The sequence below is a fragment of the Francisella philomiragia subsp. philomiragia ATCC 25015 genome (assembly GCF_000156715.1).
Lineage (GTDB): Bacteria > Pseudomonadota > Gammaproteobacteria > Francisellales > Francisellaceae > Francisella > Francisella philomiragia.
On the sequence record NZ_DS999316.1, the window covers coordinates 369,443 to 387,464 of the forward strand.

Genomic DNA, 18,022 nt, shown 5'->3' on the forward strand with positions numbered 1-18,022 from the left:
TTAACCAACAGCACCTTCTAAACTAACTTCCATTAGTTTTTGAGCTTCAACTGCAAACTCAAGTGGTAACTTTTTAAATACTTCTTTACAAAAACCATTAACAATCATAGCAATTGCATCCTCTTCTGAAAGACCTCTTTGCTTACAATAGAAAAGCTGATCATCAGAGATCTTTGAAGTTGTAGCTTCATGTTCGATTTGAGATGAATTACTCTTATTTTCTATATACGGGTATGTATGTGCACCACAATTATGCCCTATTAGTAATGAGTCGCATTGAGAAAAGTTTCTAGCATTAGAGGCATTAGGTGATATTCTCACAAGCCCTCTATAGGCTTGAGAAGCTTTACCTGCAGAAATACCTTTTGAGATAATCGTACTCTTAGTATTTTTACCAAGATGAATCATTTTTGTACCAGTATCAGCTTGTTGAGCATGACGAGTTAAAGCTACAGAATAGAATTCACCAATTGAGTTATCTCCACGTAATACTACTGAAGGATATTTCCATGTAATTGCAGATCCTGTCTCAACTTGTGTCCAAGAGATTTTTGCATTTTTGTGACAAACTCCTCTTTTAGTAACAAAGTTGTATATACCGCCCTTACCTTCTTTATCTCCTGGATACCAGTTTTGCACTGTAGAGTACTTAATCTCAGCTCCATCTAAAGCAACCAGCTCAACCACTGCTGCATGAAGCTGATTTTCATCACGCATTGGTGCTGTACATCCTTCTAAATAACTAACATAACTTCCTTCATCTGCGACAATCAATGTTCTTTCAAATTGTCCAGTATTCATCGCATTTATTCTAAAATACGTTGATAATTCCATTGGACAAGTAACACCTTTAGGAATATATACAAATGAACCATCACTGAATACAGCAGAGTTAAGTGCTGCATAAAAGTTGTCACCCTGTGGAACTACAGAGCCTAAATACTTTTGAACTAGTTCTGGATACTTCTGTACTGCCTCTGATATGGGACAAAAAATAACTCCCGCTTCAGCTAGTTTTTCTTTGAAAGTTGTTACAACTGAAACTGAGTCAAATACCGCATCAACAGCTATATTCTTAACTCCAGCTAACATTTCTTGCTCATGCAGAGGAATACCAAGCTTGTTATATGTCTCTATAATCTCAGGATCAACTTCATCTAAACTTTTAGGATGATCTTTTAATGATTTTGGCGAAGAATAATAACTTATTGCTTGAAAATCAATAGCAGGATAACTTAAATCAGCCCACTCAGGTGACTTCATCTCCAACCATTTTTTATATGCTTTTAAACGCCATTCCAATAGAAATTCAGGCTCTTTTTTTCTTGCAGATATCAAGCGGATTACATCTTCATTAAGACCCGCATCGATAGTCTCAGCTTCTATTTCAGTTACAAAACCATGTTCATAATCTTGCTCAATGATTTTATCTAAATTTTCGCTCATACTTTAACTTCTGCCCTTATTGTTGACAATATCATAGATTGATGTTTTTGAAAGTAGATCTAGCAATTGACTATTTAAAACTCTCCAATAATTACTTACCATACAGCTTCCCAAGCTACATTTTTTATGTAAATCACAACATTCTGTAAGATTCACATCTTTCTCTACAGCTTTAACGACATCCAGAACAGTAATATTTTGTGGATCATCAACTAATGTGTAGCCACCCTCTATACCGCGCTTAGATACTACAATATTTGATATTGAAAGCTGATTTAACAGTTTTCTAACTGTAGGAATATTTAGCCCAGTAGTTTCAGCAATTTTTGCAGCACTATAGGGATTTAAGTTATTTTCAGCAATTGTTACAACCACAAGTAAACCGTAGTCGAGTAATTTACTTATTTTAAGCATAATTAACTCTAATCTATACTAATTTAGTATCATATGGTAGATATAATAATATTTATGATGCTCAATGTAAATTAAAAATTTGATTATTTTATAACCTTAGAATAGTATTTGTAAATAGTTAACCACTACAAGTGTTATTATAACAATTAATCATGAGAATAGCTATTTTAGGTGCAGGACAATTAGGAGTTTATTTGACTCAACGATTAAGTCTAGATCATCAAGTTTCTATAATAGATTTAGATGAAGAAAAATTAGGATTCATTTCATCTGCTTTTGATGTCCAAACAATCATTGGAGATGTAACAAAACCTAATATAATGATGGAAGCTAATTTTAAAGATACTGATATGATTATTGCTGTAACATCTAATGATACTACCAATATAGCAGTATGTGATATGGCTTACAAGCTATATAAAACACCATATAAAATAGCGCGAATTCGTGATACAGAATATAATAGATTTCCAAAATTACTCAATAATATAGACTTAGTTATAAAATCTTTTTTTGAAACTACAAAAAGATTAGAGCAATTGATTTTTCTATCTGGAGCTTATTTCATATCGACATTCTTTGATAAACGTGTGCAATTAGTTGGAGTTGAGGTTTCACAAGATTCATCACTTATTGGTTTATCTGTCAAAGACATATATCTTGGTTTAGGAGATATTAAAGTTGATATAATTTCAGTTCATAGGGGTGGGAATAAGCTAGATATTAATGATACTGATATTTTAGTTGAACCTGGTGATAGAGTTATGTACTTATCAGAAAAAGCATATTCATCCCAAATTCTATCAATATTTCAGCCTAAAAAAGCAAATATTAGAAAAATTTTTATTGCTGGGATTAATTACGCGAGTATTACTCTTGCAAAATCATTAGAAAATAAAGGTTATATTATAAAGATGATTGATCCAAATGCTGAAAAATGTGAATTTGCTCTAAATGAGTTATCAAAGTCTACAATTCTGCACTATAATCCAGTAAATAATAATCTATTAGTTGCTGAAGGTATTGACGAAGCTGATATGTTTTTCGCGTTAACTAATTCAGATGAGATCAACATAATGTCATCTATTTTAGCTAAAAAACTTGGTGCCCGAAAAACTGTAGCAACAGTAAATAGTTCAGAATATTACGATATTACTAGAGATCTTAAGCTTATTGATATATCAATTTCTCCACATAATTTTTCATACACAACAATCAAAGCATTTTTAACCCAAGTTGATATGCTTAAAATGTATGAGGTTGAAGATAGTGAAGAAATGTTTGTTGAGTTAAAAGTTCATGGTCAAGAGAATATGTCTACAGTAATCGGTAAAAAAATATCTGATCTGAAATTGCCAAATGGTTTACAAATTTTAGCTATCATGAAGGATGATAATATTCCTAGATTCTTTACTGATAATTCTATTGTCAGTGATGGAGATAGAATTATAATCAAAGTTGATAACAAAAGTGCTCTGCAGACACTCGAAAAACTTTTTCAAGTAATGCCTTTATACATTGCATAAATGATTGCTAAAATACGAGAAATTAGGTTATGATAAATCTATCATAAAATTTACTCATAAGTATAACTCATGGTATCAAACTCAACAGGAAAAGAAAAAATTGGCTTAATTTTACTTATATTATTGATGACTGGAGCAATTGATAATATAAGAAATCTCCCCTCTACTGCCACATCAGGCACCTATATATTTTTCTTTTTTGCTGTTGCGGTTTTGTTATTTCTAGCTCCTGTAGCCTTAGTATCTGCAGAAATGACTGCAACATATACAGCAAAAGGTGAAGAAGGTGTATATGGTTGGGTTAAAAAAGCTTTTGGACCTAACATAGCTATGCTAGCAATCTGGTTTCAATGGATTAATACATTAATATGGTTCCCAAGTATACTGACATTTATTGCAGGAACTATTGCATATCTATTTAATCCAGATTTTGCTCAAAATATTAAATTCACTATTATTTTTATTACAGTAGTTTTTTGGTCTTTAACTATTCTAAACCTCAAAGGTTTACGTGTCTCTGCGATTTTTGCAAGTGCTTGCACATTTTTTGGCATGGTTGTTCCAATGCTGCTTATGGTTATTTTTGCATTAATATGGTTACTCAATAGCTATACTATAAACATTCATTTTGAATTAGGAAATTTAATCCCTAGTTTCACATCTACCGAGTCTTGGATGGGTCTGACAGCGATAATCGCATCTTTCTTAGGGCTTGAATTAGCAACAGTTCACATAAGAAATGTAGCAAACCCTAAAAAAACATTTCCATTAGCACTATTAATTTCAGTGATTTTTATAGTATTTACGATGGTATTAGGTGCTTTAGCAGTAGCGATCATATTCCCTCAATCTGAAATAGATGTTGTACATGGAACAATTAAGACTTTTAAAGTTTATCTAGAAAGCTTAGGTATACCTATGTTTTTCTATTATGTTCTAGGATTGATGATCTTCATAGGTTCTATAGGATCGATGATCAATTGGATGATTTCACCTGCTCGAGGTTTGTTACAAGCTGCAGATGATCATTTTTTGCCTGATGCTTTAGATAAAACAAATAAACATGATGTACCCAGCGGGATTCTTATATTACAAGCAATCATTATGACTATTATATGTCTTTTATTAGAGCTTGTGCCATCAGTTCAAGCTTACTATTGGCTTCTTACTGCTTTAAGTACTCAAATTTACTCTTTGATGTATTTGATGATGTTCTTTGCAGCACTCAAGCTAAAACTTACAAATAAGGAATCCACTCGTAACAATGAAGATTTTAATATACCTGGTGGTAAATTTGGTATGGTTTTTGTTTGTATCTTAGGTATCGTAGGAACAATCTCTTGTGTAATAGTTGGCTTTATTCCGCCTGATAATTTATATGAAAATCCTTTTGAATTTATTCAAATGTTATCAATATGTTTTGTATTATCAATCGTTCCTGTAGTATTATTCATGATTTATAGAAGGATCAAACTTAAAAATATCTAATGCTTGAATCACTAATTCTCTTTATATTCCTAATTATTGGCTATTATATTTTTAATTTCTCACAATCATTAAAAATTATAAAACTTATAAATTTATCATTAGATTTTATTGTAATTTCTATAATTTTTTTACTAGGCTATAACTTTAGTATATTTACTAATACAAATACCATAGTTCTAGAGGTTATAGGTATAAGTTTGATATATATTACAATTATTACAGTTGCTAATATATTGGGGATTTTTATTTTTTGTAAAAAAGATCCTAATATAAAAGCTCAGTTTAAATCTGATAACATAAGTGAAACTAAAGAAAATCTATTTATTACAATTCTTAAAGCAAGTAAGTACTTAATATATCTAATAATAGGTTATATATTAGGCGAAATTATTAATATAAATATTACTTCATTTATAAATGACATTGTATTTGTGATGTTATTACTTCTTATGCTAATTATTGGTGGTTTATTAAGATTTGAAAATATATCACTAATAAGTCTCTTTAAAAATAAATTAGCTATGTCCGTGGTTGTTATAGTTATTGCAACATCGATAATTTCAGCTATTTTGATCAGCTATATGATTAATATACCAGTCAAGCAAAGTGTTATGATCAGCTCAGGCTTAGGCTGGTACTCTTTATCAGTTGTCTTAAACACTGACTTCATTGGTGAATATTATGGAATGATAACATTTATGGTTGATTTTTTACGAGAAATATTAGTGATCGCGATGGTACCATTACTCAAACGATATTTTTCTGTAGAGATGGTCGGATATGCCGCAAATACTGCTATGGATTTCTGCTTACCCATACTTAGAAATAATTATGGTAATAAAATAGTTCCATTAGCTATAACTATTGGCTTAACGATGACTATTATAACTCCAATTCTTCTCGTGTTAGAAAATATAATTTTATAACTAATCTAAAAAAATATTCTAATATTATGAGATTTATCTCTTATGAATGGATTAAGTAAAGATAATGGAAAAATTATTTGCTACGGAATTTGATACGACCTTTAGTTAAGTCATAAGGAGTTATTTCAACTACTACCTTATCACCAGTTAATATACGAATATAATTCTTTCTCATTTTACCTGAGATATGCGCTGTTACAACATGCCCATTCTCAAGTTCTACTCTAAACATTGTGTTTGGAAGAGCTTCTAAAACAACACCTTCCATTTCTATACAATCTTCTTTTGCCATATTGGCCTCATCTCCGGTTAAATTAGTTTTTAATAATTACATAAAACAGCATCTATTTTAAAAGGAATTATTTAAAAACTCAAATCTTTTGAAAAAATACTTATGAAAAGGTTATAATTCATTATCAAAATCCCAATATTTTAAGTATTCCATAGTGGAAAAAGTTTTTTTCTTTGAATTAATAATCTTTCTAGTAGCCATTTTAGGTGGTGGCATAGGAGCTATTATAGGTATTGGAGGAGCACTGGTAATAACTCCTTTACTATCAACGATATTAAATGTACCTCTTCACTATGCTATTGGAGCATCACTAGTAGCAATAATCTGTACATCAACAGCAACTTCTCTTGTTTCTTTAAAATCTCATGGATTGACTAAAGAAAAATTAGGAATGTTTTTAGCATTAGCTACTGCTATTGGGGCTATATTTGGAGCTAAACTAGCTTTAACACTAAAATCGCAAGCATTATTTCTTATATTTGGTGGAATATTATTTGTAGTTGCTGTTTTAAGTTTTGTAAAAAAGAAACAAAATAGCACTATTCAAGAGTCTACCAAAATATCAGTTATTGCTGAAAAACTTCAGCTTAATGATTCAATCACTGTAAATAAATTAAAACAGCAATATAATGTCAGACATCCTATTCTTGGTTTTATATTTATGTCTGGAGCTGGGTTTATTGGAGGTTTACTTGGTATTGGTGCTGGTATTTTTAAAGTAATAGCGATGGATAAGGTTATGAAGATACCTTTTAAGGTAAGTGCATCTACTAGTAATTTCATTATGGGTATTACAGCATTTGCAGCGACTTCAACATATTATTTCGCAGGATATATAGATAGCTCGATAACTGCTCCTGTTGCTTTAGGTACTTTATTAGGGGCTACTATAGGCTCTAAAATTATGCCTCATATTTCAACAAGAGTTTTAAGACTTACATTTTTTATAGTTTTATTTATCTCAGCGTTACAAATGATAATTAAAGGATTAATATGATCAAAGATAATGTCATATATCGTGTTATAAAGCTAAACTTATCATTGGCTGTTTTTATAATATGCTTAGGTGCTGTAGATGCTATTTTGGTAAGTCCATATGTTGCAAAAAACATTGTTAATCTTGGAATTTTTTTAATAATAATAACGCCTGTGTTAAGGATTCTTTTAGAATTTATCTTTTTTATAAAAGCAAAAAACTTCACTTACATGCTAATATGCTTACTATTATTCCTAATAATAGCCGTTAGTATAGTCTGTTAGATAGTATATTTATTCTAAAAATGTTAATATTTTGTCTATTGTGATAATTGTGCTCATAAGGGCTGAAAACTTATTGAAATATGTTTACTAGTTTATCAGATAAATTACAATCTTCTTTTAAGAAGATAAAGGGACAAACGTCTTTAACAGAAGAAAATATACAGTCAGCTTTACGTGACATTAGAGTATCTCTACTAGAGGCCGATGTTGCATTACCAGTAGTCAAAAAATTTATAGAAAATATAAAGCAAAAAGCTATAGGTGAAGAAGTCAAAAAAAGTCTTACACCAGATCAAACATTTATTTCATTTGTAAAAAAAGAAATAGAAAGAGCATTAGGTGAAGAAGCTGTACCTATCAACTTAAAAACACAACCTCCAGCTATTATACTCATGGCTGGTTTGCAAGGTGCTGGTAAAACAACTTCTACAGCTAAACTTGCTAAGTATTTAAAAGAGCAGCATAAGAAAAAGGTAATGGTAGTCAGTGCCGATGTCTATCGCCCTGCTGCTATTGATCAGTTAAGAACTCTTGCAAATAGTTTGAACATAGAGTTTTTTGAATCTGACACATCTCAAAAGCCTGACTATATTGTTACAGAAGCTATTAGAGCTGCTAAAACAAAATTAATAGATGTTCTGATAATAGATACCGCTGGTAGATTGCATATTGATAGTAATATGATGGATGAAATCAAACAAATCCATAAAATTGCAAATCCAATAGAAACATTCTTCACTGTAGATAGTATGACAGGTCAAGATGCCGCTATTACTGCTAAAGCATTTAATGATGCTTTAGAGTTAACAGGTGTGATTCTTACAAAAACTGATGGTGATGCTAGAGGTGGAGCTGCTCTTTCGATTAGAGAGATTACAGGTAAACCTATTAAATTCTTAGGTACTGGAGAAAAAACAGATGCATTAGAGCCATTCCATCCTGATAGAGTAGCCTCTAAAATACTAGGAATGGGTGATGTGCTTAGTTTAATCGAAAGCATTGAACAAAAAACAGAGAAAAAATCTGCTGAAAAACTTACCCAAAAGCTTAAAAGTGGCAAAAGCTTTGACTTAGAAGATTTTAAAAGTCAGATACAACAAATGAAGAATATGGGTGGTGTTGGCTCAATTATGTCTAAATTACCAAATATGCCTGCAAATTTACCGGGTAATGTTGGTGATGATATGTTTAAAAAAATTGAAGCCATGATAGACTCAATGACTCCGCTTGAGCGAAAGAAGCCAGAGTTAATCAAACATAGCAGAAAGCAAAGAATTATAAAGGGATCAGGAACTACAATACAGGACCTTAACAAACTTCTACAGCAACATACACAAATGAAAAAAATGATGAAAAGTGTAGTTGGTAAAAAAGGAGGTATGGCTAACATGATGAAACGGTTGTCAGCTATGCAAGGTATGGGTAATATGCCGGGTCTTTTTGGTAAAAGAAAGTAAGAATATAAAATATAAGGAAATCTCTAATGATAGGTGATAAAAACTTTGATAAAGTTTCTAATATAAATATTAAAAAGGAAAAAGTATTGATTCCAGCTGAAGTTCTAATTCAAGATATACCTCTTTTAAAGACTTCTTTTGAAACAGTTAGGAAATCGCGAAAAGAAATAGCTGAAATTATTCATGGTAAAGATGATAGAGTCGCTGTTATTGTTGGTCCTTGCTCAATTCATGATACAGAAGCTGCTATAGAATATGCTAAGAAGCTAAAAGAACAAGTCAAAAAGTTCCAAAAAGAAATTCTTATAATTATGCGAGTATACTTTGAAAAACCTCGTACAACTATAGGCTGGAAAGGACTTATAAATGATCCGGATCTTGATAATTCTTATAATATCAATAAGGGGCTTCGTATGGCTCGTACCCTACTATCTGATATTACTAGTATGGGATTACCTTGTGGAACAGAGTTTTTAGATGTAATCACTCCTCAATATTTCGCAGAACTTATTACTTGGGGAGCTATTGGTGCTAGAACTGTTGAGAGCCAAGTTCATAGAGAACTTGCTTCAGGCCTTTCTGCTTCTATTGGCTTCAAGAATGCTACAAATGGAGATATCCAAGTAGCTGTCGATGCTATTAAGTCAGCTACTTATCCTCATCATTTCTTAAGTACTACAAAATCTGGCTCTACAGCAATTTTTGCAACTAAAGGCAACCAAAACGGTCACATAATTCTTCGTGGTGGCGCTTCAGGACCTAACTTTAGCAAAGAACATGTTGATGACTGTATCGAAAAGCTTAAAAAATCTGAAATTGATACTAAAGTTATGATTGACTGTAGTCATGGTAACAGCAAAAAAGATCATACTAAGCAAATCGCAGTATTAGAAGATATTTGTGAGCAAATCAAAACTAGTAATGATGTATTTGGAATAATGATTGAAAGTAACCTTGTAGCTGGAAATCAAGATATTAATAATAAGCCTCTAACTTACGGACAAAGTGTAACAGATAAGTGTGTTGATTTTGATGAAACAATCAAAATGCTTGAAATGTTAGCCGATGCAGTTAAAGCTAGACGTAATTCTCAAGAAAAAGTAGAAGCTAAAGAAGAGTCTCAATTTTCATTACTATAAATATTTTTATTAATATAAATGAGATACTTTATTCTAAAATATATTAAGATATTTTTAATAGGATTCAGTATATTATTACTTTCTAATTGTGCGGATCAAAGTGTTACTTTTAAAAATATTCCTCCAGATAAGCAACCAATTATTGGTAAAGTTCCTAATATCTATATACTAGGTGGATTGGGACAAACATCAGAGGTAACTCCTGCTGACATTTGTGATGGGCATCAAGAGAAAGTTGCAAAAGTTACTTTTACAAAACCATTTATTTGGGATGGATTAATATCTTTGATAACTTTAGGTATTGTAACACCTCGACATACTTATGTTTATTGTGTGTAAGTTTATGAAAAATATAGTATTTATACTTATTTGCTTATTCTTAGGAAGTTGTGCAACACAAACTGTAAATTTTGAAAAACCTAAACAAGTATTACAAAAGCCTACTTATTATAAAAAAGATACCTTTTTGTTAGGTATGGGACCCTCAACAGATATAAATGCCAGTAAAATATGTAATGGTAGTAACAATATTTATAAAGTTGATTCTGAGCAAACAACTTCAGATTTAGTCATAGCATGGGCTACTTTTGGAATATATACGCCACGTAGTATAGCCATTTATTGTAAATAGCAGTCAACCATTGTCATAAGAAAATATTATACACTTCATAAAATCAATATATTTAACTTCATATTATTTATTTGTCATAATACTCACAGAAAATATATAAGAATTCCAAATAAGGTATAAAATGAAAAAAATAATTATAGCATCAATAGTATTAAGCCTAGCGAACATTGTTTTAGGAAGTCCATTACATCAAATGAATAGTTTTTCAAATAATGCGGTATTCCCAGCACCAGTAATGATTCTTGCAGAGTAATAAATAAAAAGGAAAGTTATTAGTTATTAATTAATGTATGTTTTATCTGTTTACCAAAGTCTGTAGCTGATTGGGGATTTTGAGCAGTAATAATTTTAGCATCATTTTTTACACAAGATTGCCATTCCAAAGCACTACTATATTTAGCACCAACTTTGACTAAACTATCTTCTAGAGAAAAAGGCATAACATCAGTTAAACCGACAATTTTTTCTTCATTATTACTAAAGCCGGTTACTTCTTTATCTCTAATAATATTTTGCCCGTCATTATCTTTAACATTTATCAGAGCTGCTACACCATGACATATTGCGCCAATTACTCCATTTCTAGAATAAACATCTAAAATCTTATTCTGTACATTAGAATCATTTGGGAAATCCCACATTGTCCCATGTCCACCAGCAAATACTATTGCATCATATTCTTTGATATTTACATCTCTGAGACTAGTGCTATTTTTCATAATATTTTTCAAATTATCATCGGCTAAAAACCTATCATTTAAAAGATCTTTTTCAGCAACACTATTAGGATCAATAGGGATTTCTCCACCAGCAATTGACACAATATCAATTATGATATTTTCATCAAGAATACTGTAATATGGGTGAGTAAGCTCTGATAGCCATAATCCAGTTTTTTCATTTAAATCACCCATTTTGCTATGACTAGTTGTAACCATTAATACTTTTTTCATGACGTTTTCCTATTTGTTAAAAACTTTATCTAGATGGTTTTTATAATTCTCAGTATACTCCTCAATTTTAGGATCTTTAATAACATCGTTTGCAATAAATGTTGGTAATCCTTTCATGCCTATGAATTCATGAGCTTTATGAAAGTGTAGATATACCCCATCAACTCCAACACCTTCAAAAAGCTGGTCTTTCTCCACAAAAGCCTCTAATGGAGCATTCCATGTTAATGAGAGCATATATGTTTTACCCTGAAGTAAACCACCAGAACCATATTTTTTGCTAGCATCATGTCTAGATCGACCATCACTAGCATACATAACACCATGACCTGTGGTGAATACTTCATCGATATATTTTTTAACAATCCAAGGTGGACCCATCCACCAACCTGGCATTTGATAAATGACTGTATCAGCCCAAAGCCACTTTTGAATTTCCTCATCTATATCATAACCATCGTCAACAACTGTAACTTTGACATCATGGCCAAAGCTTTTAAGATGATTCTCAGCGATATCATTTAGATATTGATTCAAAGCACCTTTTGAATGCCCAAATTCCTTTTTTCCATTAATTAATAATATTTTTTTCATATGTTTTGCCGGTAATAGTTAGATAATAGCCAAGTTAATCAATTGGCTTCCTTGACAGACTGCACCGGTATTATGAATACTGATTACAACACCACCATAAGGCAGAACCAAGTCTTTCTTTTGCATAGTAGATGTTTGGATATATTGACCAATTACATCTCCAGCTTTGAAAATATCACCTGGTTTAATAAACCACTCATATAATCCACCTTCAATTGCTTTTAGGTGTTTGTAGTTAGGCCCATAGACATGGTGTCTAATGTCCATATTTAATAAATCAGTATCAAAAGGTGAATCAATAATATCTTTGTGCTTCAGGTAATTAAGAATTCCTTGAGTTTGCATTTTAGCATTTGTGAAATTTATATACTCTTCAGAGCCTAATTCAAGTGTGTAACCCTCTTTTAGTACTTTTTCATCTCTACCCTGTTTTCTAAACTCTTGAGATAGGTGCCACCATGGACAAAATATAGCTTCATCAAGAGAGCCGCCTGCTTTATCATTATTAATGATTAACATATCTTTATAGCCAAAACTTTCTGCGATTTCTTTTGCAAACTCTGCAGTATATAAATATGTAGTAGCATCTGTATCAGTATGTAAATCAAGGACATAATCCGCTTTTTGAGCTTCTCTTTGGACTAGAAGATTTAATCTTTTTGCTCTAGATAGCTCCCATTCATTAGATAACTCTTTATCTAACTCTTGCTGTAAAAGATTTTCAAAAGCGTGCTTATACTCTGCTGTAGTTGAGTTGATATGTTCTTTGACAAATGCAGAATAATCGATAGATGGGTAGAAATAGTATCTATTAAAGTTATCTCCTGTTGCTGAGTCAAATCTACCTTGGTGCCCTGCTCCTATAAATACATCTTTACCGATAGGATTACATTGAGGGATTAGATAGACATCACCTTTTGGCTGATGCTTTTTAAAATACTCAAGAAGCTCAACCATTACAGCATTTCCCTGTAATTCTGAAGCGTGCATACTTGCTTGCATATATACACTTGGTGCTGATGAATCAGAACCTTTGATAGTTATTTTCTCTACATGAATATCTTCACCTGTTGATGATTGACTTACTTTGATTTTTTGTTTGGAAATATAGTTAGACATAATACTAATTCAATTTTTTATGATTACGTAATTATATCAATATAAAACTTGTACTATAAGAATATTTACTATCAAAAACATTTATTGACTCAATAAGTATTTACTATTACACCACTAGTTCTAAAATGCTAAAATGTCTCAATAAATCTTAAAACTTAGTAATAATCTGATGATAAAAGTAATGACATTCAATGCTAATGGTATACGAGCAGCTGCTCGTAAAGGATTTTGGGAATGGTTTGCAACGCAGGATGTAGACTTCTTATGCATCCAAGAAACAAAAGCACAATTTCATCAATTAGAAAAAGATGAACAGCATTTCCCAGATGGTTATTACTATGATTTTAAAGATGCTGTTAAAAAAGGCTACAGTGGTACAGCTATTTACGCTAAGAAGAAGCCTCTAAAGGTAATCAAAGAGCTTGGCTTAGATTGGGCAGATGATGAAGGCAGATATATTCAATTTGACTATGAAAACTTTAGTATTGCAAGTTTATATCTGCCAAGTGGTTCTAGTGGAGATGTTCGCCAAGAGTATAAAATGCAGTTTCTTGAAAAATACAAAGAAATACTAAAAGAACAAACTGAATCTGGTAGAGATTTTATAGTTTGCGGAGATTTTAATATCGTGCATAAAGAGGTAGATATCAAAAACTGGAAATCAAATTATGGTAAGACATCTGGGGTATTACCAGAAGAGCAAGCTTGGTTAGATCATATTTTTGATGATTTAGGTTGGGTTGATACTTTCCGAGTGATTAATCATGAGCCGTTACAATATACTTGGTGGTCAAACCGTGGTCAAGCGCGTGCAAACAATGTTGGTTGGAGAATTGATTATCATATTTCAACACCTACTCTAAAAGATAAAGTTGTACCAGAGTCTGATTATGTTTACAAAGAAAATTGGTTCTCAGATCATGCGCCACTAACTATTAGTTATGATTATGAGGTTTAAGATATGAATATATCAGCAATTTTATTGCCAATATTTTCGGCACTTCTAGAGTATTGGTATTTGTGGGCCATTGCACTATTTATTTTATTTATAAGAACTCCTTTTTTTAAAGGATGGATTGGTGAAAAGATCTTAGCGTTATCAGTAAAAAATATTGTCAAAGATAAAAAAGGCATATTGTTAAATAACTTACTATTGCCTACTGATAAAGATACTACCCAAGTAGATCATATATTGCTTCTTCCATCAGGTATATTTGTAATTGAAACTAAAAATATGAAAGGATGGATATTTGGAGATTCTAAAAGTCATAACTGGACACAGCAAATATATAAACATAAATCAAAGTTTCAAAATCCAATTCATCAAAACTATAAGCATGTTAGAACTATTAGTACTATGCTAGATCTAGAAGATGAAACCCTTATTCATAATATTGTAGTTTTTGTTGGTAGTGCGACTTTTAAAACAAAGATGCCAGAAAATGTATTTAAAATCTTTCGATTAAGAAATTATTTAAAGCAGCAAAATCTTGATAGGCTTAGTTATTCTAAATTAGAAGAATACTCAAATATATTACAAAATCAGAAACAAAAAAATAATATAGTAAATAATTATAAACATGTTAAAAATCTTAAAGAAAAGTATAAATCAGAAGAAATTTGTCCAAAATGCTTAGGCTTACTAGTAGAGAGAACTGTTAAAAAAGGAGAAAAACAAGGGCAGACTTTTCTAGGGTGTAATAATTTTCCAAAATGTAGATATACTAAAAGTTAAAATCATGCCAAAAGCTTACATATTCTCAGGCCTGTCAGGAGTAGGCAAAACAACTTTAGCTAAGCAGTTAGCTCAGGCACTGACTAATGCAGCCTACTTTAGAGTAGATACTGTTGAGTACTATCTCAAAAAAGCATATTCGCAAGAGCTAACTAAACAAGGCTATGAAATAGTTTATTATCAAGCTAAGGAAAACCTTGAGCTTGGTAAAAGTGTAATTATAGACTGTTGTAATCCCGTTTTAGAATCTCGAGAATTATGGGATTCATTATCGCAGATAAATAATACAAAAGTTATAAATATAGAAATCATCTGTAGTGATATACAAGCTCATCAAAATAGAATAGAAACCAGATATAAATCAAACCCAAATAAGTACCCTACTTGGCAAGATGTTGTAAATAGAAACTATCAATCATGGAAAGAAGACATTATTAGAATTGATACCGCAGAAACTGATATTATAGAATCGTTTAATATACTTATAAATCAACTCGAGGAATATTAATGAAACATAAATTATTTTATAAGTTATTTATTTTATTTACATTTCTATTTATCACATTAGATAGCTTCGCAGAGAGTTTCAAACAGTATAATGTTTATCTAATCCCAGATACTACAGCTGATAAATATGTTAAAGAATTTGATGATTCTTTAGATAAAACAAATGTACTAGAAAAATACAAGACTACTCCGTTTATCAAAAATCATCCAGTACATTTGACATTGTATTTAACAAGTTTTCAAAGCAAATATATTAAAGATATTAACAGTCAATTAGCTAATCTTGCTAAGAACACAGAACCATTTTATATAGAAACTACTGGGTTTAGTGCTGGTAAAAGTGGCTTTGTAATGCTTGATATCAAAAATTCTCAATCATTACAGCAATTATCAAACTCTGTAATAAGTAACTTAGCAAAGTACAGAGATAAAGACTATCCTGCCCCAAGTTGGGTTAAATTCTATCCGAGTAAATTAGCATCTTTTGAAAAATATGGTTCACCTAATGCTTTTGCAGAATTTAATCCTCATATAAGTATATTAGCTGCTAATTTACAAACAGATCAAGAAAGAGATAGCTTTGACAAAGATTTTAATGAAATTATCAAAGATACTAAATTAAAACCAATTAGCTTTAAGATTAAAGCAATCGGTTTTGGTGAAGTAGATGAAAATGGACAAGTAACTAAAACTCTACATATTTACAAACTAAATAAGTAAAATTGTATTCATAAAATAAATAGTAAGGAAATAAAATGAGTAATAATCATTTTGATGTAATAAGTTTAGGTGGTGGTTCTGGTGGTATAGCTTCTGCTGTACAAGCTGCTAAGTTTGGTAAAAAAGTTGCAATTATCGAAAAACATGAACTCGGTGGTACATGTGTAAATAGAGGTTGTGTACCTAAAAAAGCTATGTGGTATGGTGCTAATCTAGCAGAAGCTTTGAAACACGATGTCGCAGGCTATGGTTTTGACGTTGAAGTTAAAGGATTTAACTGGGCAAAGCTTAAAGAAAAAAGAGCTACTTACATAGGTAATATTCATGGTTTCTATGACAGGCTATTAGATAAATGGAACATTACCCATTTTAATAATTGGGGTAAGTTTAAAGATAACAAAACTATCGTACTTGATGATGGTACAGAGCTAACAGCAGATCATATCTTTATTTCTCCAGGTGCTTACCCTATTGTGCCAAAAAATATCGAAGGTTCTGGACTTGGTATCACATCTGATGAGTTTTTTGAATTAGAAGAAACTCCAAAAAAAGCTGTAATCGTTGGTGGTGGCTATATTGGTGTTGAGATCGCTGGAGTGCTAAATGCTCACGGTACAGATACAACTGTTATGGTGCGTAGAGATAAGCCATTGATGGAGTTTGATAATTGTATTAGTGATGCTCTGGTTGAATGTATGCAAATGACAAACCTAAATATCATGAATCATACAAATATCATTAAGGTTGAAAAAGCTGGTAGTACTCTAAAAATTACTACTGATACAGGTAAGGTTTTAGAAAATGTTGATACTCTAATATGGGCAACTGGTCGCGCGCCAAATACTCATAATTTAGGTATAGAAAACACCGATATAGAAATTACTGATAAAGGTATAATTCCTGCTAATGAATGGTCTGAAACAAATGTTAAAGGGGTGTACTCTTTAGGTGATGCTTCAGGCGTGCCACAACTTACACCTGTAGCTATCAAAACAGGTAGATATCTAGCTCGTAGATTATTTAATGGTGAAACTAATCTAAAAGCTAATCTAGAATATATCCCAACTGTGATCTTCTCACACCCTGCTATTGGTACTGTAGGATTAACTGAAAAAGAAGCTAGAGATAAATATGGTGATGATAATGTAAAGATATACAAATCTCGCTTTACAGCTCTATATTGTGCTATCTCGGGTCATAGAATGCCAACCGTTATGAAGCTAGTTGTAACAGGTGATAATGAAAGAGTTGTTGGATGTCATATGATTGGTATAAATGTTGATGAGATGCTACAAGGATTTGCAGTAGCTATCAATATGGGCGCTACAAAGCGTGATTTTGATGATACTATAGCTATCCACCCTACTAGCTCAGAAGAGCTTGTAACTATGTAAGGAAATCTTATGATATTGACTACAGCTGATACTCTTGGTAAAAGAGAAATCATAGAATATAAGGGTTTAGTTACAGGGATAATTGTGCGAACTCCAACTATAACTCAAGGGATATTGGGTGGACTAAAAAATATAATAGGAGGAAAAAATACCTCTTATACTAATGTCTGTAAAGAAGCTAGATTACATGCTGAGCAAGAGATGATAAATCAAGCTCAAGAGTTAGGTGCTAATGCTATAGTAGCTATTCGATATGACTCAAGTAGTTTAGGTGGAACTACTAGTGGTACAGAGGTCTTTTGCTATGGCACTGCTGTTGTTATCAGGTAATATATTAAACCTATATTAAGTCATATTGAATAAAAATATAATCCTTCCTATTATTTATTATTGTTTTTACAGCTTAAATATTCTATGATGA

22 protein-coding genes are annotated in these 18,022 nt (G+C 31.5%); 16 read left to right on the forward strand and 6 right to left on the reverse strand.

The window, feature by feature from the left end:
- Positions 1 to 1,446, reverse strand: a complete 1,446-nt coding sequence (gene sufB / locus FTPG_RS07190; RefSeq protein ID WP_004287775.1) for a Fe-S cluster assembly protein SufB — start codon at positions 1,444 to 1,446, stop codon at positions 1 to 3.
- Between the two features lie 3 nt (positions 1,447 to 1,449).
- Positions 1,450 to 1,860, reverse strand: a complete 411-nt coding sequence (locus FTPG_RS07195; protein ID WP_004287776.1) for an SUF system Fe-S cluster assembly regulator — start codon at positions 1,858 to 1,860, stop codon at positions 1,450 to 1,452.
- 152 nt (positions 1,861 to 2,012) lie between these two features.
- Here FTPG_RS07195 and trkA point away from each other — a divergent pair, with 152 nt between their 5' ends.
- From trkA to FTPG_RS07210, 3 genes are all read left to right on the forward strand, one after another.
- Positions 2,013 to 3,386, forward strand: a complete 1,374-nt coding sequence (trkA, locus tag FTPG_RS07200; protein WP_004287777.1) for a Trk system potassium transporter TrkA — start codon at positions 2,013 to 2,015, stop codon at positions 3,384 to 3,386.
- A 69-nt stretch (positions 3,387 to 3,455) separates the two neighbouring features.
- Entirely contained in the window at positions 3,456 to 4,874 is a 1,419-nt protein-coding gene (locus tag FTPG_RS07205) for an APC family permease (protein WP_004287778.1), read from the forward strand.
- Between the two features lie 197 nt (positions 4,875 to 5,071).
- Entirely contained in the window at positions 5,072 to 5,800 is a 729-nt protein-coding gene (locus FTPG_RS07210) for a LysO family transporter (RefSeq protein WP_234367132.1), read from the forward strand.
- Positions 5,801 to 5,873: 73 nt separating this feature from the next.
- Here FTPG_RS07210 and infA read toward each other — a convergent pair whose 3' ends face one another.
- Positions 5,874 to 6,092: a translation initiation factor IF-1 gene (gene infA, locus FTPG_RS07215; RefSeq protein ID WP_004287780.1), complete on the reverse strand. Its 219-nt coding sequence runs from the start codon at positions 6,090 to 6,092 to the stop codon at positions 5,874 to 5,876.
- 154 nt (positions 6,093 to 6,246) lie between these two features.
- On the opposite strand from infA, the gene FTPG_RS07220 reads away from it, so the two are divergent.
- The 7 genes from FTPG_RS07220 (at position 6,247) to FTPG_RS09950 (ending at position 10,832) form a co-directional block, all read left to right on the forward strand.
- Positions 6,247 to 7,089, forward strand: a complete 843-nt coding sequence (locus FTPG_RS07220) for a sulfite exporter TauE/SafE family protein (protein WP_004287781.1) — start codon at positions 6,247 to 6,249, stop codon at positions 7,087 to 7,089.
- Positions 7,086 to 7,352, forward strand: a complete 267-nt coding sequence (locus FTPG_RS07225; RefSeq protein ID WP_004287782.1) for a DUF1634 domain-containing protein — start codon at positions 7,086 to 7,088, stop codon at positions 7,350 to 7,352. Before FTPG_RS07220 ends, FTPG_RS07225 begins: the two co-directional genes overlap by 4 nt.
- A gap of 80 nt (positions 7,353 to 7,432) precedes the next feature.
- Positions 7,433 to 8,809, forward strand: coding sequence for a signal recognition particle protein (gene ffh, locus FTPG_RS07230; RefSeq protein ID WP_004287783.1), 1,377 nt, complete (start codon positions 7,433 to 7,435; stop codon positions 8,807 to 8,809).
- A 26-nt stretch (positions 8,810 to 8,835) separates the two neighbouring features.
- Complete coding sequence (locus FTPG_RS07235; RefSeq protein WP_004287784.1) at positions 8,836 to 9,948, forward strand: 3-deoxy-7-phosphoheptulonate synthase; 1,113 nt, start codon at positions 8,836 to 8,838, stop codon at positions 9,946 to 9,948.
- A gap of 18 nt (positions 9,949 to 9,966) precedes the next feature.
- Complete coding sequence (locus FTPG_RS07240) at positions 9,967 to 10,287, forward strand: Bor/Iss family lipoprotein (protein ID WP_004287785.1); 321 nt, start codon at positions 9,967 to 9,969, stop codon at positions 10,285 to 10,287.
- 4 nt (positions 10,288 to 10,291) lie between these two features.
- Entirely contained in the window at positions 10,292 to 10,579 is a 288-nt protein-coding gene (locus FTPG_RS07245; RefSeq protein WP_144402369.1) for a Bor/Iss family lipoprotein, read from the forward strand.
- 121 nt (positions 10,580 to 10,700) lie between these two features.
- Entirely contained in the window at positions 10,701 to 10,832 is a 132-nt protein-coding gene (locus tag FTPG_RS09950) for a hypothetical protein (RefSeq protein ID WP_267906282.1), read from the forward strand.
- Between the two features lie 19 nt (positions 10,833 to 10,851).
- Here FTPG_RS09950 and FTPG_RS07250 read toward each other — a convergent pair whose 3' ends face one another.
- The 3 genes from FTPG_RS07250 to FTPG_RS07260 are packed head-to-tail and all read right to left on the reverse strand — an operon-like array spanning position 10,852 to position 13,245.
- Complete coding sequence (locus tag FTPG_RS07250) at positions 10,852 to 11,517, reverse strand: type 1 glutamine amidotransferase domain-containing protein (protein ID WP_004287787.1); 666 nt, start codon at positions 11,515 to 11,517, stop codon at positions 10,852 to 10,854.
- A gap of 24 nt (positions 11,518 to 11,541) precedes the next feature.
- Positions 11,542 to 12,126, reverse strand: coding sequence for an NAD(P)H-dependent oxidoreductase (locus tag FTPG_RS07255; RefSeq protein ID WP_004287788.1), 585 nt, complete (start codon positions 12,124 to 12,126; stop codon positions 11,542 to 11,544).
- A gap of 18 nt (positions 12,127 to 12,144) precedes the next feature.
- The gene (locus FTPG_RS07260; protein WP_035722576.1) at positions 12,145 to 13,245 is read right to left on the reverse strand and encodes a M14 family zinc carboxypeptidase; all 1,101 of its coding nucleotides are present in this window, start codon (positions 13,243 to 13,245) and stop codon (positions 12,145 to 12,147) included.
- 169 nt (positions 13,246 to 13,414) lie between these two features.
- Here FTPG_RS07260 and FTPG_RS07265 point away from each other — a divergent pair, with 169 nt between their 5' ends.
- The 6 genes from FTPG_RS07265 to FTPG_RS07290 are packed head-to-tail and all read left to right on the forward strand — an operon-like array spanning position 13,415 to position 17,931.
- On the forward strand, positions 13,415 to 14,203 hold the full coding sequence (locus FTPG_RS07265) for an exodeoxyribonuclease III (RefSeq protein WP_004287790.1): 789 nt from the start codon (positions 13,415 to 13,417) through the stop codon (positions 14,201 to 14,203).
- Positions 14,204 to 14,206: 3 nt separating this feature from the next.
- Entirely contained in the window at positions 14,207 to 14,980 is a 774-nt protein-coding gene (locus FTPG_RS07270) for an NERD domain-containing protein (RefSeq protein WP_004287791.1), read from the forward strand.
- Between the two features lie 4 nt (positions 14,981 to 14,984).
- The gene (locus tag FTPG_RS07275) at positions 14,985 to 15,488 is read left to right on the forward strand and encodes a P-loop nucleotide/nucleoside kinase family protein (protein WP_004287792.1); all 504 of its coding nucleotides are present in this window, start codon (positions 14,985 to 14,987) and stop codon (positions 15,486 to 15,488) included.
- The gene (locus FTPG_RS07280; RefSeq protein WP_004287793.1) at positions 15,488 to 16,207 is read left to right on the forward strand and encodes a 2'-5' RNA ligase family protein; all 720 of its coding nucleotides are present in this window, start codon (positions 15,488 to 15,490) and stop codon (positions 16,205 to 16,207) included. The genes FTPG_RS07275 and FTPG_RS07280 overlap by 1 nt, the downstream gene beginning before the upstream one ends.
- A gap of 35 nt (positions 16,208 to 16,242) precedes the next feature.
- Positions 16,243 to 17,601, forward strand: coding sequence for a glutathione-disulfide reductase (gene gorA / locus FTPG_RS07285; protein WP_004287794.1), 1,359 nt, complete (start codon positions 16,243 to 16,245; stop codon positions 17,599 to 17,601).
- A 9-nt stretch (positions 17,602 to 17,610) separates the two neighbouring features.
- Positions 17,611 to 17,931, forward strand: a complete 321-nt coding sequence (locus FTPG_RS07290) for a YbjQ family protein (protein WP_004287795.1) — start codon at positions 17,611 to 17,613, stop codon at positions 17,929 to 17,931.
- Positions 17,932 to 18,022 lie beyond the last annotated feature (91 nt).